Annotated in this window: 22 protein-coding genes; 14 read left to right on the top strand and 8 right to left on the bottom strand. The window is 63.0% G+C overall.

What is annotated here, in order from left to right:
* Positions 1-39 precede the first annotated feature (39 nt).
* Positions 40-420, top strand: coding sequence for a DUF779 domain-containing protein (locus U5782_RS10085; protein ID WP_322043676.1), 381 nt, complete (start codon positions 40-42; stop codon positions 418-420).
* A gap of 123 nt (positions 421-543) precedes the next feature.
* Entirely contained in the window at positions 544-1,023 is a 480-nt protein-coding gene (locus tag U5782_RS10080) for a GyrI-like domain-containing protein (protein ID WP_322043675.1), read from the top strand.
* Between the two features lie 498 nt (positions 1,024-1,521).
* Here the strand turns inward: U5782_RS10080 and gyrB are convergent, their stop codons facing one another.
* The 3 genes from gyrB to dnaA form a co-directional block, all read right to left on the bottom strand.
* Positions 1,522-3,996, bottom strand: coding sequence for a DNA topoisomerase (ATP-hydrolyzing) subunit B (gene gyrB / locus U5782_RS10075; protein WP_322043674.1), 2,475 nt, complete (start codon positions 3,994-3,996; stop codon positions 1,522-1,524).
* Positions 3,997-4,110: 114 nt separating this feature from the next.
* Positions 4,111-5,214, bottom strand: coding sequence for a DNA polymerase III subunit beta (dnaN, locus tag U5782_RS10070; RefSeq protein ID WP_322043673.1), 1,104 nt, complete (start codon positions 5,212-5,214; stop codon positions 4,111-4,113).
* A gap of 242 nt (positions 5,215-5,456) precedes the next feature.
* Positions 5,457-7,082 carry a chromosomal replication initiator protein DnaA gene (gene dnaA / locus U5782_RS10065; protein ID WP_322043672.1) on the bottom strand — a complete coding sequence of 542 codons (1,626 nt, stop codon included), beginning with the start codon at positions 7,080-7,082 and terminating at the stop codon, positions 5,457-5,459.
* A gap of 445 nt (positions 7,083-7,527) precedes the next feature.
* On the opposite strand from dnaA, the gene rpmH reads away from it, so the two are divergent.
* The 4 genes from rpmH to yidC all read left to right on the top strand — a co-directional run bounded on the left by rpmH (position 7,528) and on the right by yidC (position 10,255).
* The gene (gene rpmH / locus U5782_RS10060) at positions 7,528-7,662 is read left to right on the top strand and encodes a 50S ribosomal protein L34 (RefSeq protein ID WP_004198824.1); all 135 of its coding nucleotides are present in this window, start codon (positions 7,528-7,530) and stop codon (positions 7,660-7,662) included.
* 62 nt (positions 7,663-7,724) lie between these two features.
* A complete protein-coding gene (gene rnpA / locus U5782_RS10055) occupies positions 7,725-8,216 on the top strand; it encodes a ribonuclease P protein component (RefSeq protein WP_415914292.1) in 492 nt (163 codons plus the stop codon).
* 107 nt (positions 8,217-8,323) lie between these two features.
* Positions 8,324-8,554 carry a membrane protein insertion efficiency factor YidD gene (gene yidD / locus U5782_RS10050; RefSeq protein ID WP_322043671.1) on the top strand — a complete coding sequence of 77 codons (231 nt, stop codon included), beginning with the start codon at positions 8,324-8,326 and terminating at the stop codon, positions 8,552-8,554.
* Between the two features lie 30 nt (positions 8,555-8,584).
* Positions 8,585-10,255: a membrane protein insertase YidC gene (gene yidC, locus U5782_RS10045; RefSeq protein WP_322043670.1), complete on the top strand. Its 1,671-nt coding sequence runs from the start codon at positions 8,585-8,587 to the stop codon at positions 10,253-10,255.
* Between the two features lie 192 nt (positions 10,256-10,447).
* On the opposite strand, the gene U5782_RS10040 is transcribed toward yidC, so the two are convergent.
* Entirely contained in the window at positions 10,448-10,870 is a 423-nt protein-coding gene (locus U5782_RS10040; protein ID WP_322043669.1) for a transcriptional regulator, read from the bottom strand.
* A 356-nt stretch (positions 10,871-11,226) separates the two neighbouring features.
* Here U5782_RS10040 and mnmE point away from each other — a divergent pair, with 356 nt between their 5' ends.
* The 4 genes from mnmE (at position 11,227) to U5782_RS10020 (ending at position 14,914) form a co-directional block, all read left to right on the top strand.
* Positions 11,227-12,627: a tRNA uridine-5-carboxymethylaminomethyl(34) synthesis GTPase MnmE gene (gene mnmE, locus U5782_RS10035; RefSeq protein ID WP_322043668.1), complete on the top strand. Its 1,401-nt coding sequence runs from the start codon at positions 11,227-11,229 to the stop codon at positions 12,625-12,627.
* A 191-nt stretch (positions 12,628-12,818) separates the two neighbouring features.
* Positions 12,819-13,025 (top strand): hypothetical protein, encoded by a 207-nt coding sequence (locus tag U5782_RS10030; RefSeq protein WP_322043667.1) that lies wholly within the window; start codon positions 12,819-12,821, stop codon positions 13,023-13,025.
* A 217-nt stretch (positions 13,026-13,242) separates the two neighbouring features.
* The gene (locus U5782_RS10025; protein ID WP_322043666.1) at positions 13,243-13,461 is read left to right on the top strand and encodes a hypothetical protein; all 219 of its coding nucleotides are present in this window, start codon (positions 13,243-13,245) and stop codon (positions 13,459-13,461) included.
* A gap of 427 nt (positions 13,462-13,888) precedes the next feature.
* The gene (locus U5782_RS10020) at positions 13,889-14,914 is read left to right on the top strand and encodes a S1C family serine protease (RefSeq protein ID WP_322043665.1); all 1,026 of its coding nucleotides are present in this window, start codon (positions 13,889-13,891) and stop codon (positions 14,912-14,914) included.
* Positions 14,915-14,967: 53 nt separating this feature from the next.
* Here the strand turns inward: U5782_RS10020 and U5782_RS10015 are convergent, their stop codons facing one another.
* From U5782_RS10015 to U5782_RS10005, 3 genes are all read right to left on the bottom strand, one after another.
* The gene (locus U5782_RS10015; protein ID WP_322043664.1) at positions 14,968-15,315 is read right to left on the bottom strand and encodes an ecotin precursor; all 348 of its coding nucleotides are present in this window, start codon (positions 15,313-15,315) and stop codon (positions 14,968-14,970) included.
* 406 nt (positions 15,316-15,721) lie between these two features.
* Positions 15,722-16,069 carry a hypothetical protein gene (locus U5782_RS10010; RefSeq protein WP_322043977.1) on the bottom strand — a complete coding sequence of 116 codons (348 nt, stop codon included), beginning with the start codon at positions 16,067-16,069 and terminating at the stop codon, positions 15,722-15,724.
* On the bottom strand, positions 16,048-16,674 hold the full coding sequence (locus U5782_RS10005; protein ID WP_322043663.1) for a LysE family translocator: 627 nt from the start codon (positions 16,672-16,674) through the stop codon (positions 16,048-16,050). The genes U5782_RS10010 and U5782_RS10005 overlap by 22 nt, the downstream gene beginning before the upstream one ends.
* Before the next feature lie 315 nt (positions 16,675-16,989).
* Between U5782_RS10005 and sap1 the strand changes: the two genes are divergently transcribed.
* Both sap1 and U5782_RS09995 read left to right on the top strand, forming a co-directional pair.
* Positions 16,990-17,331, top strand: a complete 342-nt coding sequence (gene sap1 / locus U5782_RS10000; protein ID WP_322043662.1) for a surface attachment protein Sap1 — start codon at positions 16,990-16,992, stop codon at positions 17,329-17,331.
* A 150-nt stretch (positions 17,332-17,481) separates the two neighbouring features.
* Entirely contained in the window at positions 17,482-18,036 is a 555-nt protein-coding gene (locus U5782_RS09995) for a YaeQ family protein (protein WP_322043661.1), read from the top strand.
* A gap of 31 nt (positions 18,037-18,067) precedes the next feature.
* On the opposite strand, the gene U5782_RS09990 is transcribed toward U5782_RS09995, so the two are convergent.
* Complete coding sequence (locus U5782_RS09990) at positions 18,068-18,469, bottom strand: VOC family protein (protein WP_322043660.1); 402 nt, start codon at positions 18,467-18,469, stop codon at positions 18,068-18,070.
* Between the two features lie 466 nt (positions 18,470-18,935).
* Here U5782_RS09990 and ada point away from each other — a divergent pair, with 466 nt between their 5' ends.
* Together ada and U5782_RS09980 are read left to right on the top strand one after the other, a co-directional pair.
* The gene (gene ada, locus U5782_RS09985; protein WP_322043659.1) at positions 18,936-20,111 is read left to right on the top strand and encodes a bifunctional DNA-binding transcriptional regulator/O6-methylguanine-DNA methyltransferase Ada; all 1,176 of its coding nucleotides are present in this window, start codon (positions 18,936-18,938) and stop codon (positions 20,109-20,111) included.
* Complete coding sequence (locus tag U5782_RS09980; RefSeq protein WP_322043658.1) at positions 20,108-21,121, top strand: DNA-3-methyladenine glycosylase family protein; 1,014 nt, start codon at positions 20,108-20,110, stop codon at positions 21,119-21,121. The genes ada and U5782_RS09980 overlap by 4 nt, the downstream gene beginning before the upstream one ends.
* Positions 21,122-21,165: the final 44 nt, after the last annotated feature.

The following is a 21,165-nucleotide window of genomic DNA, read 5'->3' as shown; positions in this document are numbered from 1 at the left end:
CGGCGCCCCGCTCTTTTCATTCGCCCAGGAGCATCGGACATGGTCGAACGCGTCACCGCCACCCCCGCCGCGCTCACGCTGATCGAGCAACTCGCGCGTGAGCATGGCTCCCTGCTCTTTCATCAATCCGGCGGCTGCTGCGACGGCAGCGCGCCCATGTGCTTCCCCGCTGACGAGTTCATGGTCGGCAACGCCGACGTGCAGCTCGGCGAAATCGGCGGCGTGCCGTTCTACATGACCGAATCGCAGTTCGAGTACTGGCAGCACACCCAGCTCATCATCGATGCGGTGCCGGGCAACGGCGGCATGTTTTCGCTCGAACGGCCCACTGGGCTGCGCTTTCTCACGCGTTCGCGGCTTTATAGCGACGAAGAAAACGCGTGGCTCGAAAGCCATCCGGTTACGCGGGTCAGCCTCTGACGGGGCACGGCCGGGCTTCGAACGTCTCCAGGAGCGCAGTGCTATCTTGAGGCACATCCTCAAGCGCTTTCGCGCGCCCAAACCTGTGCGGCCTCCCGCTGCCGCCGAATCTGGAGACCCATCATGCAAGACCGCGACGTGAAACTCCTCACCCTCGAACCGATGGATCTGCTCGCCGTCGGTCACGTGGGCCCGTACATGAAGATCGGCGATGCGTTCTACACGCTCGCGCAGTGGCTCAGCGAGCGCAACGTGCGTACGGCAGGCGCGAAGATGGTCGGCGTTTATTACGACGATCCCAATACCGTGGAAGCGTCGAAACTGCGCTCGAAAGCGGGACTGCATCTGGAAGAGGAAACCGATGCGGAGATCATCTCGCCGGTCGAGAAGCTCCAGCTGCGTGGCGGCGAGCACGCGGTGGTGCTCCACACGGGGCCTTATCAGGGGCTGCAACAGGCGTGGATGTGGTTCTACAACGAAGGTTTGCAGAAGCTCGGGCGCCAGCCGGATTTTTCGGCGCCTTCGTTCGAGGTGTATCTGAATACGCCGGATGAGGCCGCGCCTGAGGATCTCAAGACGGAGCTTTATATTCCGCTGGCTTGAGGGCTGGGTTTGTATCGTCTGATCGAAGCCGCTGGAGAGGTTTTCCAGCGGTTTTTTGCGTTTACGGAAATGGGTTCTAAGGTTTTAATAATTTATGTATACGTAAACGTAGTAATAGTTAACAAGCCCCTGGGTAATCTGTGGATAACCCCAGAAAACCATTGAGTAAACAAGGCTGTGGAAAATTCATAAGTCTGCGGGCGTAAACGGGAAAAACCCAGGCAGCCTGGGACAACTTTTCCACAGTTTTTCCTGGGTCGAAGTTATCCCCAATGCGTGCACAGTCATTTCCTGGGGTTTTCCGGGGGTTATCCGCTGGGTGGTGTGGATAGGTTTGGGGGGGAGTCGGCTTGGCAGCAGTTTTTCGGCCCATAGAACGACACGGCGGCCCTGAACAATCTGGTGCCCTCGCCTTGGGCGTCGCGGGTGAACCAGAAACGAAAAAGGCTCCGTGAAGGAGCCTTTTTCAGTGACTACGCGATACGTGAGACTTGACGCTCAAACGTCAATATTCCCCGCCCGCAGCGCATTGCTCTCAATAAACGCGCGACGCGGTTCCACATCGTCACCCATGAGCGTCGTAAAGATGCCATCGGCTGCAATCGCGTCCTCGATCTGCACGCGCAGCAAACGGCGCACAGTCGGGTCCATCGTCGTTTCCCAGAGCTGACCAGGGTTCATCTCGCCCAGCCCCTTATAGCGCTGCTTCGACACATTGCGCTCGGCATCGGCGATCAGCCACTTCATCGCGCTCTTGAAGTCGTTCACAGCCATGCTGCGCTCGCCGCGCTTGATGAAGGCGTTCTTGCCGATCAAACCCTTGAACGTATTGGCCGTATTCACGAGCTGCTGATAATCGGCGGTGAGCTGGAACTCCTCGTCGATCACCGACACCTTCACGTTGCCGTGATGGCGGCGCTCCACGCGCAGCGAACGCTGCTCGCGAACCTGGTCGTACATCGGCACCACGGTCACTTCCGGCTTCAGCGGATCGTCGCGCAGTTGCGCTTCGAGCGCACGCGCCGAAGCCTCGGTCGATTCTTCGCTCGACAGATCGATCGACACGCCGTCCATGATGGCTTCAAGTGCACGCACGTCATACAGACGCGAGAGACGATCCACCACGCCACGTGCGAGCTGATACGAGCGCGCGAGTTCGCCCAGCGCGTCGCCGGCGATCGGCGTTGCACCTTCGTTCGGTACGAGTTCCGAGCCTTGCAGCGCAAGACGCAGCATGTGCGCGTTGAGATCGGCGTCGTCCTTCAGATAGCGCTCGTCCTTACCCGCCTTGAGCTTGTAGAGCGGCGGCTGCGCGATATAGACGTAGCCACGTTCGATCAGCTCCGGCATCTGGCGATAGAAGAACGTGAGCAGCAGCGTGCGGATGTGCGCACCGTCCACGTCAGCATCGGTCATGATGATGATGCGGTGATAGCGCAACTTCTCGAGGTTGTAGTCTTCCTTGCCGATGCCGCAGCCCAGCGCGGTGATCAGCGTGACGATCTGCTCGGACGACAGGAGCTTGTCGTAGCGCGCTTTCTCGACGTTCAGCACCTTGCCGCGCAGCGGCAGGATCGCCTGGAACTTGCGGTCGCGGCCTTGCTTGGCCGAGCCGCCTGCCGAGTCACCCTCGACGATATAGACTTCCGACTTCGCCGGATCCTTCTCCTGGCAGTCCGCGAGCTTGCCCGGCAGACCCACGCCGTCGAGCACGCCCTTACGGCGCGTCATTTCGCGCGCCTTGCGGGCGGCGTCGCGCGCGCGCGCGGCATCGACGATCTTGCTGCAGATGGTCTTGGCGTCGTTCGGCGTTTCCAGCAGGAACTCTTCGAGCGCCTTCGCCACGACGTCTTCCACGGGCGCGCGCACTTCCGACGACACCAGCTTGTCCTTGGTCTGCGAGCTGAACTTCGGCTCCGGCACCTTCACGGACAGCACGCACGACAAGCCTTCGCGCATGTCGTCGCCCGAGGTTTCGACCTTCGCCTTCTTGGCGATTTCGTTGTCGGCGATGTACTTGTTGATGACACGCGTCATCGCGGCGCGCAGGCCGGTCAGGTGGGTGCCGCCGTCGCGCTGCGGGATGTTGTTGGTGAAGCACAGCACGCTTTCGTTGTAGCTGTCGTTCCACTGCATCGCCACTTCGACGCCCACGCCGTCCTTCTCGCCCGAGATGTAGAAGATGTTTGGATGCAGGACGGTCTTGGCCTTGTTGATGTACTCGACAAAGCCCTTCACGCCGCCTGCAAAAGCGAAATCGTCTTCCTTGCCCGAGCGCTGGTCGGTCAGGCGGATACGCACGCCATTGTTCAGGAACGAGAGTTCGCGGATGCGCTTGGCGAGAATGTCGTAGTGATACTCGACGTTGCCGAAGATGGTCTCGTCGGCCATGAAGTGGACTTCGGTGCCGCGGTTTTCCGTGTCGCCGAGCACTTGCATGGGCGAGATGGTGTGGCCGTCGCGCTCTTCGACGATGCGGTTCTGCGGCACGCCACGGTGGAACTCCATGAAGTGCTTCTTGCCGTTGCGGCGCACCGTGAGGCGCAGGACGCTCGACAGCGCGTTCACGCACGAGACGCCCACGCCGTGCAGGCCGCCCGAGACCTTGTAGCTGTTCTGGTCGAACTTGCCGCCCGCGTGCAGCTCGGTCATCACGATTTCGGCGGCGCTGCGCTTCGGATCGTGCTTGTCGTCCATCTTCACGTCCGTGGGAATGCCGCGGCCGTTGTCGGTGATCGTGATGGAGTTGTCGGCATGGATCACGACATGGATGTCGTTGCAGTAGCCTGCCAGCGCTTCGTCGATGGAGTTGTCCAGCACTTCGAAGACGAGATGGTGCAGACCGGTGCCGTCCGACGTGTCGCCGATGTACATCCCGGGCCGCTTGCGCACGGCTTCCAGACCTTCGAGGATCTGGATCGACGAGGCGCCATAGCTGCTGTTATCGGGTTGCGAGTTGTTCGTATCAGTCATGGATTTTTTCCGGTTCTGCGTACTGCCTGTGTTGCTGCTCTAGACTTTTTCGAAAAGCCATAAAAACGCCAAAGGGGCGCAGCGCCCCCTGGTGTTCTTCTTCTGTTGCGCTTTTTAGATGCGCATCGGCATCACCACGTACTTGAATTCCTCGTTCTCGGGAATCGTCAGCAGTGCGCTGGAGCTGGCGTCGCCAAGGCTCACTTGAAGCGTGTCGACCTTCAGGTTCGCGAGGACGTCGAGCAGATACGTGACGTTGAACCCGATGTCGATGGTGTCGCCCTGGTAGGCGATTTCCAGCTCTTCCTGCGCCTCTTCCTGGTCGGCGTTGGTCGACATGATCTTGAGCTGGCCCGGCTCGATGATGCAGCGCACGCCCTTGAACTTGTCGGACGTGAGAATCGCCGCACGTTGCAGCGAGCGTTGCAGCTCTTCGCGGCCGATCTCGAAGGTGTTCTTGTGCGCCTTCGGAATCACGCGCTGGAAGTCGGGGAACTTGCCTTCGACCAGCTTCGAAACCAGTTCGACCTGACCGAAGGTGAACTTCACCTGGGTCGAGCCGATGTCGATCTTGAGCGAGTCGTCGATGTCTTCGAGCAGGCGTTGAAGTTCGAGAATGGTCTTGCGCGGGATGATGACTTCCTGGCGCGCGAACGAGCCTTCGATCTTCATCGACGAGAACGCGAGGCGGTGGCCGTCGGTGGCGACTGCCATCAGCTGGTCGCCGTCCACCACGAGCAGCATGCCGTTCAGGTAGTAACGGATGTCCTGCTGCGCCATCGCGAAGTAGACCATGCCGAGCAGTTGGCGGAAGGTCTTCTGCGGCACTGCGAGATTCGCGCCGAAGTCCTTGGCCTGGGCCACCGTGGGGAACTCGTCCGCGGCAAGTGTTTGCAGGGCGAAGCGGCTCTTGCCCGACTGCACCGTCAGGCGCTTGTCGGCGAGCGTGAGCGTGACCTGGCCGTCGGGCATCGCGCGCAGGATGTCCAGCAGCTTGCGCGCGGCGACGGTGGTGGCCACCTGGTCGTTGCCCACGCCGAAGTCGGCGGTCGTGGTGATCTGCAACTCGAGGTCGGTCGACAGGAACGAGACGTCGGGACCGTTTTTGGTGATCAGCAGATTGGCGAGGATCGGCAACGTATGGCGGCGTTCGACAATGCCGCTCACCGTTTGCAGCGGCCTCAGCAGGTTATCGCGTTCGGTCTTGACCAGTTGCATAGAGTTCCTTCGTTGATGTGGCGGTCTGCGCATCCCGTCCAGGGCTCGCACGCAATTCACCGATGCACGGCGGCAAGCCCTGGCGCCGCCCTGCAGCGCAGGCCGCGGCGTGAAATCCGCAGACGGTCGCACCGCCCGCGGTTAAACCCATATTGTGCCTGAAAACCGACCACTTCCCTAAATTGGGGGCGATCCGCGAAATAAACAGGTCTTCGGTCGCGCAAGGGCGCGCCAGCGGCGCATCAGCCCTTGAGCGTCTGCTCCAGGACGTGCAGCTCGTGGTTGAGCTGGGCGTCCTTGGTGCGCTCGTCGGCGATCTTGCGCACGGCGTGCAGCACGGTGGTGTGGTCGCGCCCGCCAAACAGCTCGCCGATTTCCGGCAGGCTCTTCTGCGTGAGCTCCTTGGCCAGGTACATCGCGATCTGGCGCGGCCGCGCGATGTTCGCGGGGCGCTTCTTCGAGTACATGTCGGCGACCTTGATGCTGTAGAAGTCCGCCACCGTTTTCTGGATGTTTTCCACCGAAATCTGGCGGTTCTGCACCGTCAGCAGATCCTTGAGCGCTTCCTTGGTCAGCTCGATCGAGATCTCGCGGCCGTGGAACTTCGAATACGCGAGGATCTTGCGCAGCGCGCCTTCGAGCTCGCGCACGTTCGAGCGCAGATGTTTGGCGACGAAGAACGCGACGTCTTCGTTCAGTTGCACGTATTCCGACTGCGCCTTGCGCATCAGGATCGCCACGCGCATTTCCAGCTCGGGCGGCTCGATCGCCACCGTCAGACCGGAGTCGAAGCGCGAAATCAGGCGATCGTCGATACCCGAGATTTCCTTCGGATACGTATCGCTCGTGATGATCACCTGCGCCTTGTTGGCGACCAGCGCCTCGAACGCATAGAAGAACTCTTCCTGGGTGCGCGACTTGCCCGAGAAGAATTGAATATCGTCGATCAGCAGCAGGTCGAGCGAGTGGTAGTAGCGCTTGAAGTCGTCGAATGCCTTGCGCTGATACGCCTTCACCACGTCCGAGACGTACTGCTCAGCGTGGATGTAGCGAATGCGCGCGCCCGGCTTGTCCACCAGCAACTGATTGCCGATTGCGTGGATCAAGTGGGTCTTGCCGAGACCCACGCCGCCGTACAGGAACAGCGGGTTGTACGAGATGCCGGGGTTGTCCGCGACCTGGATGGCCGCCGCGCGCGCAAGCTGGTTCGCCTTACCGGTCACGAAGTTATCGAACGTGAGCACGGGGTTGAGCTTGGAGCGCTCGTAGGTCGGATCGGGTTCGTTGCCGTTCGCGCTAGCGGCTGCCGCCGCGCTCTGGCCCGGACGCCAGCTGCGGCGACCGGCCGCGGCTTCGTTGGCGTCGAGGCTCGGCAGGTCGAGGTCGGCGGCGTCTTCGCCGGCTGCCTGGGCGGCAGCAAGGGAAGCGGCTGCGGCCGCGGCGTTGGCTTGCGCAAGCTGGGCAGCGGCCAGCGCTGCCGAACCCGGACCGGCCGGATTCGCTACATTAGCCTGATAAGCCGGCGCTGCCTGGAATGCCGGTTCGGCCGCCTGCGCAGGCGCCAGCGGCGCGCGCGGCGCCGCGGGGGCAGCCGGGGTGGCGTGAGACGCGCGCATGCCCGCCTTCGGATCGAGGACGAACTGCACGTCGACGGGTGCCTGCCAGAAGTCGCGCGCCATATCGGTGATACGGCCCGAGAACTGGCTCTTCACCCAGTCGAGTTTGAAGCGGTTGGGGGCAGCGATCTGCAGCGTGTTCGCCGCAGCGTCGAAGGCAACCGGGGCCAACGGCTTGATCCACGTTACGTACTGCTGGGGCGTCAGCTCGCGCTCCAGTAGTGCGGAACAGTGTTGCCAGAATTCGTTCATCGAGTTGCTGTGGTCGTTTTGTTTGCAGGCATTGCGGTCGCGTGATGCGTGTCGCACAAATGCAACGAGGCCCTGATGGGGCGACGGCAAATGCTCCGGAAGCCCGCGCGGCAAAGGGTTTGCGGCAAGCAGGCGGGCCGGAGCGGCATGCAGGATTCTTGGGATAGGCGAGATTCTAACGCTGATTTCTCCTGGCCTGGGAGTTATCCACAGGGACGGATCAACACACCGAACGTTCGTGCCCCATCGTCCAGACCAGGCTGCCAGGGAATGGGGTCGGGGTGGACCCAGGGTAAATTCATGCGTTCTGAAACCCTAACCTATTGACGACCAAAGAAAAACGGGATTAAATAGAGGGTTCCGCGAAAACCAATCCCTTGTACCACCGGCCATTGCTTTTTTCCGCGATGCTCGCCGCGGTCATTTCTCAACAAGTGAGAGCAACATGAAACGTACTTACCAACCTTCCGTTACCCGTCGCAAGCGCACCCACGGCTTTCGCGTGCGCATGAAGACCGCCGGTGGCCGCAAAGTGATCAACGCACGCCGTGCGAAGGGTCGCAAGCGTCTCGCGATCTAAGCGCCGCTTCAAGTGTTGTCGATAGCATCGCTATCCGCACGATCGACGATAGCGGGCCTGACGTGACACTGCCTGAAGAAACGGGTAAGGCGGACGATGTGTGCGCAGCTTCGCTGCGAACGCAGGCCGCTTTCCCGAAAGCCGCAAGGCTACTGAAAACGGATGAATTCTCATCCGTTTTTCGTTTGCGTCCCTGGCGTCGCTCCGCGCACTTCGTGGTGTACGGCCGGCCCACGGGCGAGCCCGCGCGGCTTGGGCTCGTGATCGGCAAGAAGTACGCGCCGCGCGCGGTCACGCGCAACCTGGTGCGCCGCATCGCCCGCGAGGCGTTTCGCGTGCGCCGCGCGCAGTTCGAAGGTTTCGATCTGCTGCTGCGTCTGCACACGAAATTCGATCGCAAGGCCATGCCGGGCGCCTCGTCGCCGCCGCTCAAGACGCTGTGCCGCACCGAAATCGAGTATTTGCTCGAAAAAGCGGCACGTGAGGTCGCACGGCGTAATGTTGCAACTGCGACTGCAACTACGGTTGCCCCGCAAGCGCCCTCTGCTTCATGAGCGCGTCGCGCGAACCGCATGTTTGCGCCGCGCCCGCCAAGCCCGCAGCCCTCGTGGGTGCGGCACGATGTCCGTCTTTCCACGCGGTGCTGTCTGGCCGCCACGCCATGCAAACGGTACTGATCGCTTTACTGCGTTTCTACAAGCTTGCCGTGAGTCCCTTCCTCGGCAACCGCTGCCGTTTTTATCCTTCCTGTTCGGATTACGCACGCGAGGCAATCCAGTATCATGGCGCCGCGCGCGGGACTTACCTCGCCGCCCGGCGGCTGTGCCGCTGCCACCCGTTTTCGGCGGGCGGCGTCGATCCGGTCCCGCCTGTACCTCCGAAAAAGCGCTGATGCGCCGTTCCATCGACACTGAGACAACGCATGGATATCAAACGCACCGTCCTATGGGTCATCTTCTTCATGTCAGCGGTCATGCTGTACGACAACTGGCAGCGCGACCACGGACGTCAGTCGATGTTCTTCCCGAGCGCGACGCAAACGCAGACCGCCGCCAGCGGCACGGCCGCCGCGAGCGCGCCTGACGCCGCTTCCGACCTGCCGGCTGCCGCCGCAGGCCAGGCGCCTACTGGTTCGGCCCAGCCGGCTGAAGCCGCCGCCCAGCTCGTGCACTTCCACACCGACGTCTACGACGGTGAGATCGACACGCGCGGCGGCACGCTCACGAAGCTTTCGCTCGTGAAGGAAGGCGACGGCAAGCAGCCCGATCAGTACATCACGCTGTTCGATCACACCAAGGATCACACGTACCTCGCCCGTACGGGTCTGCTCGGTGGCGATTTCCCGAACCACAACGACGTCTACACGGCCACGCCCGGTCCGCGCGAACTGAGCGGCGACGCCAGCTCGTTCCAGATCAGCCTCGACTCGCCCGAAAAGGGCGGCGTGAAGGTCACCAAGACCTACACGTTCACGAAGGGCAGCTATGTGATCGGCGTCGACACGAAGGTGCAGAACGTTGGCAGCACGCCGGTGTCGCCCACGCTCTACCTGGAGCTCGTGCGCGACAGCCAGCCGGTCGAAACGCCGCGCTTCTCGCACACCTTCATCGGCCCGGCGGTGTACTCGAACGAGCATCACTTCCAGAAGATCTCGTTCAGCGACATCGACAAGAACAAGGCCGATTTCGTGAACCAGGCCGACAACGGCTGGGTTGCGATGGTTCAGCATTACTTCGCAACGGCGTGGATTCCGCAGCAAGGCGCCAAGCGTGACATCTACGTCGAGAAGTTCGACAACTCGCTCTACCGCGTGGGCGTCAAGCAGCCGCTTGGCACGATCGCGCCGGGCGCGACCGATAACGTGCAGTCGCGTCTGTTCGCGGGTCCGGAAGAAGAGCGCATGCTCGAAGGCATCGCGCCGGGTCTGGAGCTCGTGAAGGACTACGGCTGGGTGACGATCATCGCCAAGCCGCTCTTCTGGCTGCTCGAGAAGATCCACGGCTATGTGGGCAACTGGGGCTGGGCGATCGTGCTGCTCACGCTGCTCATCAAGGCTGTATTCTTCCCGCTGTCCGCCGCGAGCTACAAGTCGATGGCGCGCATGAAGGAAATCACGCCGCGCATGCAGGCGCTGCGCGAACGCTTCAAGAGCGACCCGCAGAAGATGAACGCGGCGCTCATGGAGCTCTACAAGACCGAGAAGGTGAATCCGTTCGGCGGTTGTCTGCCGGTGGTGATCCAGATTCCGGTGTTCATCTCGCTGTACTGGGTGCTGCTGTCGTCGGTGGAAATGCGCGGCGCGCCGTGGATTCTCTGGATTCACGACCTTTCGCAGCAGGATCCGTTCTTCATCCTGCCGGTGCTGATGGCAGTGTCGATGTTCCTGCAAACGCGTCTGAACCCGACGCCGCCGGACCCCGTCCAGGCCAAGATGATGATGTTCATGCCGATCGCGTTCTCGGTCATGTTCTTCTTCTTCCCGGCGGGTCTCGTGCTGTACTACGTCGTGAACAACGTGCTCTCGATCGCGCAGCAGTACTACATCACGCGCATGATGGGCAAGGGCAAGAAGAAGGAAAAGGAAGCCGCCTAAGGGCATGGCTTTCGGCGCAAGGCGGTGCTGATGCCGCCTTCGTCTGCGCCTCTTCAGGGTCGCAAAAAACAAAGCCGCCTGGCAGATGCCAGGCGGCTTTTTTTATGGCTCTTGAGAACGGGATGCCGCTGGCCTGACCTGCGGCGTCTTGTCCGATTGCCGCCTCAAAGCGTGACCAGGCGATACTGGCGGCTAGTTCTTCTCGGCGCCGCCGTAGAACTGTGTCACCAGTTCTTCCACGAGGTAACGGTGATGCGCGCTCAACGACTCGATCTTCGAAGCAAGCTCGATGGTTTCTTCGGAAAGCGGGTACTTGTCGTCGGGCTTGCGCGGTTTCGGCACCGCCGGCGTGGCGGTGCCAGGTGACGGTCCGTAGTGGAGCCAATGCACATTCACGTCGAACCACTCGGCCAGTGTCTCCAGCTTGTCGTTGGTCGGAATGGTGCGACCGCTCAGCCACTTGTGAGCCGTTTGTGGCGAAACCGGTTGATCGCCGCGATGACGCAGGTTGAACCGGTTTGCGAGGTCGGTGCTGCCGCGCAGTTTTTCGGGCGCGCGCTTCATGGCGAACTTGAGACGTTCGGCGAAGGCGGCTTTTTCTTCAGGGGTTGGCATGACGCTGATTGTGCAATCGGCTTTCGTCGAAGTTGACAACCAGATGGGCTACATATAGCTTATGAAAGCTACAAATCGCCTAAAAACGCAACTACCTCAACAATCTTGCTGATAGTCGAAAAGGCGTGCTGGCTGGTTATTTCCCCTTCTTCAAGGGACTTTCACTCCTAGATTGAGTTGTTAAGTTTAAGACAAAGCTTATCTAATTCGAGATAAATTAAGACGAGTTGCCCCCGCGCCGCCGGATAGATCGCGCAACCCCTCGCGTTACAATTCCCGCACCATGCGGTTTGCACGACTGCACAACCGCACGGCATCACGCTCAATCTCACCGAATCACCTCGAATCTGCCCGCCATGCTCGCCACCGATACCGATCCCATCGTCGCCATTGCCACTGCGCCCGGTCGCGGGGGAATTGGCGTGGTTCGGGTGTCGGCTGGCCGCGCCGGTGCGGCCGCCGCCGAAGCGCTCATGCAGGCGCTGACCGGTCAGACGCTGAGCGCGCGCCACGCGAGCTACGTGCCGTTTCTCGACGGAGCAGGCACCGTGCTTGATCGCGGCATCGCGCTTTATTTTCCGGCGCCGCATTCCTACACCGGCGAGCATGTGCTCGAACTGCAAGGTCACGGCGGCCCGATCGTGCTGCAACTGGTTTTGCAGCGCTGCATCGAGGCGGGCCGCGCCTTCGGCCTGCGTCTCGCCGAGCCCGGCGAATTCACGCGCCGTGCGTTTCTCAACGACAAGCTCGATCTGGCTCAGGCCGAGGCCGTCGCCGATCTGATCGAGGCCAGTACCGAAGCCGCGGCGCGCTCCGCGGGGCGCTCGCTGGACGGTGCGTTCTCGCGTGACATCCACGCGCTGGTCGACGACGTGGTGACGCTGCGCATGCTCGTGGAGGCGACGCTCGACTTCCCCGAGGAAGAGATCGACTTTCTCGAAGCCGCCGACGCGCGCGGCAAGCTCGCGGCGATTCGTGCGCAGCTCGATCACGTGCTGTCGGAAGCACGCCAGGGCGCGCTGTTGCGCGAAGGGCTTGCGGTCGTGCTCGCGGGTCAGCCGAACGTCGGTAAATCGTCGCTGCTCAATGCGCTCGCGGGCGCGGAGCTCGCCATCGTCACGCCCGTGGCCGGTACGACGCGCGACAAGATTTCGCAGACGATCCAGATCGAGGGCATTCCGCTGCACATCATCGACACGGCAGGCTTGCGGGAAACCGAGGACGAAGTCGAGAAGATCGGCATCGAGCGCACCTGGAGCGAGATCGGCCGCGCCGATGTGGTGCTGCATTTGCTCGACGCGCGCGTGGGGATGACGGCGGAAGATGACGTCATTGCAGCCCGCTTTCCAGCGGGCGTTCCAGTCGTGCGTGTGCTCAACAAGACCGATTTGACGGACGTCGCGCCCAAAGTGGCAATGCGCGCGCCGGAGCACGGTAGCGAGCTTTGCGAAGTGCGGCTTTCGGCGAAGAAGGGTGATGGTGTTGCGCTCCTGCGCGCCGAATTGCTGCGTATCGCCGGCTGGCAGGCTGACGCGCAGAGCGTCTATCTGGCGCGCGAGCGCCATCTGATTGCGCTGCGCGCAGCGCGCGAGCATCTCGCGCAGGCGGCGGATCACGCGGATCAGAACGCGCAGTCGCTCGATCTCTTCGCGGAAGAGTTGCGGCTCGCGCAGGAATCGCTGAATTCGATCACGGGTGAGTTCACATCCGACGATCTGCTTGGCGTGATTTTCAGTCGGTTCTGTATCGGCAAGTAAGCAGGAAACCGAACTAAATACACCAATAGCGAATGCGTGGCGTCGGACACGGAGGCTGAATCGGTTGCCTGCCGCTTCTCGCAGGCCTCAGCGAGGCTGGGCGGCAAACTTTACCGTTGTAACCAGCCGTCACACATCGTTTCGTTTTCAAACCTCGCCATTGCCGACAATAGAAGCATTGGGAGAACGCCATGAAAACGATTCGACTCTTCTGCGCCTTGATTATCGCCGCCGGTCTCGCGAGCCTGAGCGGTTGTATTGTCGCGCCGCCTTATGCCTACGCGCCGGCGCCGGCCTATGGTTATGGTTACGGTTATGCGCCGGGATATTACGCAACGCCTTCAGTCGATATTGGGGTCGGCGTCGGCGGCTATTATGGTCACGGCTGGCGACATTAAGTACAACGTCACAGTACCAGGATATCTCCTGACTCAAGCGTGTCAACCGCGCGGCGAGTACGCTGTAACCGCCTCCTGGCGGGCCTCCCGCGCGTTTTCTCCGCGACCCTCCCTTCGCCCTATCAATTGTGATAGCTAGGCACCTGCCGCCAGCGAACTAGAGTGACACCACGGATCCGATAAATGAGATCCGAACTTGTTCCGGGGGCCTAAACACATGAAGTTTATCGATCAGGAAATCGCGCACATCATGCGCGTCATGGTGCCGTCACTGCTGACTGAAGGAACGGTTCCCATCCTCTCGTTCGACTACTGGCACCGCCGCCTCTCGAACCTGCTCGATACGGCCCAGCTCTCGCAAGCCCAATTTCGTACGATCGACTCACTGATGACGCAACTCGAACGTCTGCAATTTCAGACGCGCCTTGCCGCCTGACGAGCCGATTGCCGCGTAGCCCTCAAGTAAAAATGGGCGCGCACTGCCGATTCGATTTACCTCGCCATGTAACCCGAGCATGGATTAGCCCGCCATAGTGCGGGCTTCTTTCTTTTTGCGGCACAGTCCGGGCCTGCCGGATTTTCGCCACCCAAAAAAATAGCCGCGGCAGGGGCCGCGGCGAAAGAGCTTGCCAACTACTGACTACACGGCGCGAGGGGACGTCGCCGCGAAACCATTGTCGTAGCTCCTTCGTGGCGCTTCAATGATCACGCGGTCGATCTGACAATCGTTAACTTTCGCGCTCAGAAATCAATCTGCCCCTCATAGCCAGGCCGCCCCACGGCTCGTACGAAACAGACGCGCCTCTTGAAATCGTTCGGCGTCCCCTGCATGTACGGCCCACTTTCATCGGAGAATTCTGATCGTGGGAAGCCGTCCATCCTTCATCGACGATCTCGCGCGCGACCTCTCAGCCGATAGCGCAAGTACTCGTCCACATGGCGACGCAGCTTTGCTCGACGCCTATTCGCAAACCGTCATCGGCGCGCTCGAACGCGTGCAGCACGCCGTTGCCCATATCGCCGTCGAACATCGCGCGCCCGCTTCGGGCCAAGGCGCCGCTCGCGGCGGCAGCGGCTCGGGTTTTCTGTTCACGCCCGACGGTTATCTGCTCACCAATAGCCACGTCGTACACGGCGCAAGCGCGTTGCGCGTGACGCTCGCCGACGGCTCGACCTATGACGCCGACCTGGTCGGCGACGATCCCAGCACCGATCTCGCGGTGCTGCGCATCGGCGCATCCGAGGCTCTACCGCACGCCGAGTTCGGCGAATCGGCGAAGCTGCGCGTCGGGCAGATTGCGATCGCCGTGGGCAGCCCGCTCGGCCTCGCGCAGACCGTCACGACGGGCGTGGTGTCGGCGCTCGGCCGCTCGCTGCGTTCGAACTCGGGACGCATGATCTATGACGTGATCCAGACCGACGCCGCGCTCAATCCTGGCAACTCGGGCGGCCCGCTCGTGAATTCGGCTGGGCAGGTCATCGGTGTGAATACGGCGATTATTCCGGGCGCGCAGGCCATCTGTTTTGCCACGGCGATCGACACCGCCAAGTGGGTCATCACGCAGCTGTTTGCGCATGGACGGGTACGCCGCGCTCACGTGGGCATCGCGGGCACCAATGTGCCGATCGCGCGCAAGGTGCAGCGCTTTTTCGAGCTGAACTCGACGAGCGGCGTACGTGTGATGGAGGTGGTGAAGGGCAGTCCCGCCGCATTGGGCGGGTTGCGTGTAGACGATACGGTCGTGGCCGTCGACGGTGTGCCTGTCGACGGAATCGACGCGCTTCAGCGCTTGCTCGACGCCTCGCGCATCGGTCGTGTGGTCGAATTCACCGTCGTGCGGCTGACGAAAAAGCTCGATCTGCGGATCACGCCGATCGAGCAGGTCTGAGCGCAGCAGCGGCAAACCCGCCCCAGATCGTTCGACGTGACAAACACGCCGGATTACCAGCCCGGCTGCGCGTAGCCGTCGTACGGTGCGGGCGGCGGCGCGCAGGGCACGTAGCGGCCCGAATACTGGTCGTAGCAACCGCGCGGCGCCGGGGGCGGTGCGGCGACATAAACGGGAGCCGGCTCGGCATAAACCGGCGCGGGCGCCGGGGCCGGTTCCGCATAGACGGGCGGCGCCTGGTAGACCACTGCCGGCGCGCTGTTGATTGCGGTACCCACCACGGCGCCAATCAGCGCGCCGCCCACGAGCGCACCGACGATGTCGCCACCATCGTGCGCGCTGGCCGGCACGGCCGTCACTGCACATCCTGCCAATACCAATACGGCTGCAATCTTACGCATGACGTTCTCCTCGAGAACCTTTGAAAACATGCGAGCGATTGTCGCCGCGAAGCGTGATTACAGGTGCTGCAAGTGGTAACGACGAATTACGCAGCCGATGAATTACGGTGCGCGGTGCTGGGAACAGTGCTGGGAAGCACCATTTGCGCGAGGCCTGGCACCCGATTGGGGCTCGGGATCAGGCTCGTCATGCTCTGTATCACGACGCCTGCCGGCGCCGGGACAGAGCAGGGAAAGGGCGATGGAGCAGACCATCAGCGCGAACAGGGCGACGAAGTACGTCATCCAGGAGAACTCGAATTCCACGAGTGCCTCCCTCGGTCGAACGAATCGGACGCGTCGCCCCGCGCGGCGCGAGCAGCATTAGCCCGGCGTCAAGATGCCGAGCCGTCATGCATGGCGCGAATCAGTGGTGCAGGATGCTGCGCAACGGATGACGCCAGTCGATATGAGGTGCACCCGCTTCCACGCGCTGCCTATGCTCCTCGAGGATTTCGTCCGAAAACAGGAAAACGACAATGACGAGGGGAATAACCAGAAACGCGCCCAGTATTACGTGCTCGATCACGATAACCTCCTGGTTGTCAAGCGATTGCGACTTCATTGTAGCTGGAAAGCTACAGCTTGTACTGGGGGCGATTACTGATTCGTCGGAAACAGGGTGCGCCGCCGCACGCAGACCTTCAAGCAGGCCGCGTGCCCGGAAATCGACGTGTCGAGACTGGCGCGCCGTCAGGCCGCCGATTTCTTCCACACCGCCGCAAAGAGGCCTGCGCAGATCAGCAACGATCCGCCGGTGCGATTGACCACGCGCTGTACGCGCGGGCTGCGCACCGCCTTGCGTGCGGCCGCCGCGAGCAGCGCGTAGCCGAACGCGTTGAGCGTGGCGAGCACGAGGAAGGTGATCTCGAAGATGACGATTTGCGAGAGAGGGGCGGCGTGCGCGTCGATGAACTGCGGCACGAACGCGACGAAGAAAATGATGCTCTTGGGGTTTAGCGCCGTGACGGCGTAAGCGTGGGCGAAGATCCGGCCAGTGCGTGTCTCGGAGGTGTCGGGGGAGTCGGCGGCCATGACGGGCGCGCGCCAGAGCTTGATGCCCAGATAGATCAGATAGGCGGCGCCGACCCATTTGAGCATCGCGAAGAGCGACGCGGAGGCGGCGAGGATCACGCCGAGGCCAAGCATCGAGGCTGTCATCGCGGTGAAGTCGCCAAGCGCGACCCCCGCGGTGGTCGCGAGCGCATAGCGGCGGCCGTGGCCGAGCGCATAGGACACGACGAGCAGCACCGTCGGCCCGGGAATGGCAACGAGGATGGCCGACGCGATCGCAAACGGCAGCCAGTGGGCAAGAGTCATGACGTTCTCCGGTAGGGATGCCTGATTTATCCACGAAGTTTTCGGTGGCGCAAGAGGGTTGCTGGCATTGTTTTTCTTCTGCGGCTGGCGAGTAATCGCGACGGCTTTGGCGCGTACGCGCGTGAGGATTGTGTGCGCCGCGTCAACTCATTCTGAGCGCACGAATAACCGCAGAGCCTTGGTCCTGCTGCGCTCGCACACAAGAACCTCTTGTAGTCCGCTCACGGTCTCCTAGATTGAAAGATGTGCGTCCAGCGTGGAAGTTAAATACATAGCTAACCTGAATAACGCGCCAGCCCAAGCCAGGAGACAAACATGAACATGCTGTCCGCAGTGGCCATGCTCACCCTCGGTCTCGCCAGCGCCGCTTCCGTGCAGGCGCAGGACGCCGCTGTCCAGCCGCAGCAGACCGTGCAGCTCAAGCCCGGGGCTTACGGCTGTCTGTCCAAAGATAAGCTCGATGCCGTTTCCCAGCATGAGCAGGCTGGCGAGCGTCAGCAGATGCAGGAATACTTCGCCGATTTCCGCTGCCTCTCGACGCCGGAAAACCAGACTTTTCGCGTTGTGCGCGTGGTCGGTCACGATGTCGAATTCGTGAACGCCGCGAACGCCGACGATCAGGGACTCTGGACCAGCGACCGCTTTATCAGGCAGTGACAGCGGATCGAGCGCCTGGGCGTCACGGCGCCGTCATTTTCGTGTCAGACCATTCCGGATGATCCGGCACGCCGCAAGCTGATGAATGCGGCACAGAACGTGCTGGAAACTCGCTATCATGTGCGGCTTTTGCGCGGCGCGGGATCCGGTATGGCACTCAAATCGACCATCTTCAAGGCAGAACTCCAGATTGCGGACATGGACCGGCACTACTACGCCGACCATGCGCTGACGATCGCCTGCCATCCCTCCGAAACCGACGAGCGCATGATGGTGCGCATCGCCGCCTTCGCGCTGTTCGCGAGCGAGCGACTCGAGTTCTGCAAGGGCCTGTCGGACGCCGACGAGCCGGATCTCTGGTGCAAGGACTATACGAACGCCATTCAGACCTGGATCGAAGTGGGCCAGCCGGACGAGCGCCGTATCGCCAAGGCCAGCGGACGCAGCGAGGAAGTGATTGTGATCGCCTACGGCGGCCGCACCTCGGACATCTGGTGGCAAGGCGTGCGCGGCAAGGTGGAGCGCCTGCGCAACGTGACCGTCTGGTCGCTCGGCGAGGGCGTGGCAGCGGCACTCGGCAAGCTCGCAGAGCGCACCATGCGGCTGCAATGCACCGTCCAGGACGGTGCAGCGTGGATTGGCAGCGAGACGAGCGAGCCGGTCGCCGTCGAATGGACCGTCCTCAAGGCGCCCGAGAACGTCTGACCCTCGGCATCGCGAAGGACGCGAAGGGCCGTCAGGCAGCGGGAGGGCCTTTCAGCTCGATCATGTTGCCCTCCGGATCGAACAGGTACAGCGACGGCCCGAATCCTTGCGCGCCGTAGCGCCCGACCACCTCGCCCGGCCGCGCACCGGCCTGCGCGAGCCAGGCCTTCAGCGCTTCGCCGTCGAACGGCTCCACGCGCAGACACAGATGATCCATATTTCGGCCTGCGCCAGCTTCGGCGTTTCGGTCGAGCGGGCCGCCCGCCGTGATGAGATCGACGAGCGAGCGGCCCGCGCGCAATTGCACGAGCCCCAGTTCGCGCTCCTCACGTTCGACACGACAGCCCAGCACGTCGCAGTAGAAACGCGTCATGGCCGCCGGATCCGCGGCGCGGATCACCACATGGTCGATTTCGCGAATCTGGATCTGCATGGCGTGCCTCTGCGAGTCGCGTTGGGGGCGATGCAGGCAGTGTAGAAGGAAATCGGGATACGAACGCGGGAACGGAAGGCGACGCGCGGCGAGGGCAAAGTACGCCTGCAAAACCGCTGGACGAAAAAAAGCCCGCTGCTGTGAGCGGGCTTAATCCATATCAGGAGGAGACATGGAGGAGACAAGAACCACTATACACAGCGGTCTGACGCGTTGCAACAAGTTTTTAAGGGAAAACCCGCAATCGGGCCAAATTGTCGCAGGCGGAGTTTGACGCGCGGCAGCGGACCCGTACCGGCGCCGGATCACTGGCCAATTCGCCCGGTTTAAAAGGGCAGAATGTCCGGTCGACCTTGCCAAGAATCCCGCCAGCGGCCCGGAATGGCAGCGCAAGATCCGGCGCGCCCGCGTGCCAGCGAGCGGCTACAGTGGGACCATCGAATCCGCACTCACCGGGAGTCATGACATGAACGCCGCTCCGTCCACCGCTGCAAACATCCTCGACACTGGCGATGACGCCGCGCGCTGGGCCGCCATCGCATCGCGCGATGTCCGCGCCGATGGCCAGTTTTTCTACGGTGTACGCACGACCGGCGTGTTCTGTCGCCCCTCCTGCGCATCGCGCCTGCCTCGGCGCGAAAACGTCGAATTTTTCGCCGATGCAGACGCGGCGCGCGCAGCTGGCTACCGTGAATGCAAGCGCTGCCGCCCCGGCGGCCTGCCGCGCGAGCTGGAAATCGTGCGCCGCGCCTGTGCCGCGCTCGACGCCGACCCGCAAGCGCGCCTCACGCTCGCCCAACTCAGCGACGCTGTCCACCTGAGCCCGTTCCACCTCCAGCGCCTCTTCAAGCGCGTGCTGGGCGTCTCGCCGCGCCAGTATCAGGCCGCGCGTCGGGGCGCCGTGCTGCGCGATGCGCTCGCACAAGGCGCCGACGTCACGCGCGCGAGCGCCGACGCAGGCTTCAATTCGTCGTCGCGGCTCTATGAGAGCGTTGCGGGCGAGCTGGGCATGGCGCCCTCGGCGTTCCGGCGCAAGGGTGCGGGCCTCACGATCCGCCATACCGGCGCGCTCACGCCGCTCGGACGCGTAATCATCGCGGCCACCGACAAGGGAATCTGCCGGATCGCCTTCGGCGACAGCGCGAATGCGCTCAAGGAGAGTCTGCGCGCCGATTTCGCAAACGCGCACTGCATCGAGGACCCCGAGGGCCTGGCGCCTTTCGTCGCGCAGATCGACGCCTATCTGCACGGTCGCAGCGAGCGTATCGAGCTACCGCTCGATATCGCCGCGACGGCGTTCCAGCAACGCGTCTGGGACGCACTCCAGCGCATCCCCTATGGCGAAACCCGCAGCTACACACAGATTGCCGAAACGGTGGGCTCGCCGCGCGCGGTGCGCGCCGTGGCGACCGCGTGCGCGTCGAATCCGGTGGCGCTGGCGATTCCGTGCCATCGCGTTGTCCAGAAGGGCGGCGCGCTCGCCGGCTATCGTTGGGGACTTGCGCGCAAGGCGGCGCTTATCGATGCAGAAGCGCGGGCGGGCGAAGTGCTTGTGGCACAGGACGCGCCGGAACCCACTGCAAAGTCCCTAAAATCGGACGGGCGCGCCCGCGCCACCACCACGCCGGAGACCCCTGCTTGAGCGCCGTCCAGCAATCCATCCCCTCATCCGACGCCGCGAGCACCACGTTCGAACTGCCGTTTCGCGCACCCTACGACTGGCCACGCATGCTGCGCTTCCTCGCGGGTCGCGCGACGCCCGGCGTCGAAGCGGTGGAAGACGGCGCATGGCTGCGCGCCATCGACTTCAATGGCGCGAGCGGCACGCTCGCCGTCCGTCGCCATGCGCGCAAGCACTGCCTGGTCGCGCAAATCGACGGGCCGGTGAGCGTCCACGCGCACGCACTTGCCGCGCCGCTTGCGCGCCAGTTCGACGTACACGCCGACCCAGCGGCGGTCGGTGCGAGCCTCGGCGTCGATCCGTGGCTTGCGCCACTCGTAGCCGCCGCGCCTGGACTGCGCGTGCCGGGCGCGTGGTCGGGCTTCGAGCTGGTGGTGCGCGCGATCGTCGGGCAGCAGGTCAGCGTGAAGGCTGCGACCACGATCGTCGGTCGCCTCGTCGAGCGCGTGGGCCGACCCATCGAAGGCCACGCGCATGCACGCACGGCGTGGCGCTTTCCCACGCCCGCCGCACTCGCTGCCGCCGATCTTGCCGGTATCGGCATGCCGGGCAAGCGCGTCGCGGCGCTACAGGGGTTCGCGGCGGCTGTGGCGAGCGGTGCGGTCGCCGTCGAGCGGGCGCCTGCGCCATTGGACGTGTCCGGCAAGCGCCGCAGACGTGTCGATGCAACCGATACCGATGCCGCCACCGAACGCGCGACGCTCGACACCATGCGCGCGGGGTTGCTCGCGTTGCCAGGGATTGGCCCGTGGACCGTCGAATACGTGGCGATGCGCGCCTGGCGCGATGCCGACGCCTGGCCCGCCACCGACCTCGTCCTGATGCAGACCATCGCCGCGCGCGATCCGAACCTCGTGCGCGCGACCCAACAGCGTGCCCGCACCGACGCCTGGCGCCCGTGGCGTGCCTACGCCGCCATGCATCTCTGGAACGAAATCGCCGATCGGGCAGGCGCGGCGCGCGGCGGCTAACGCGCAATAGCAGCGGTTTGGACGTTGGGGCAGCGCCGCGCGCT

Origin of the sequence: Paraburkholderia sp. J67 (genome assembly GCF_905220265.1) — a bacterium.
Taxonomy (GTDB): Bacteria; Pseudomonadota; Gammaproteobacteria; order Burkholderiales; family Burkholderiaceae; genus Paraburkholderia.
This window is presented reverse-complemented; position numbering and strand designations above follow the sequence as displayed.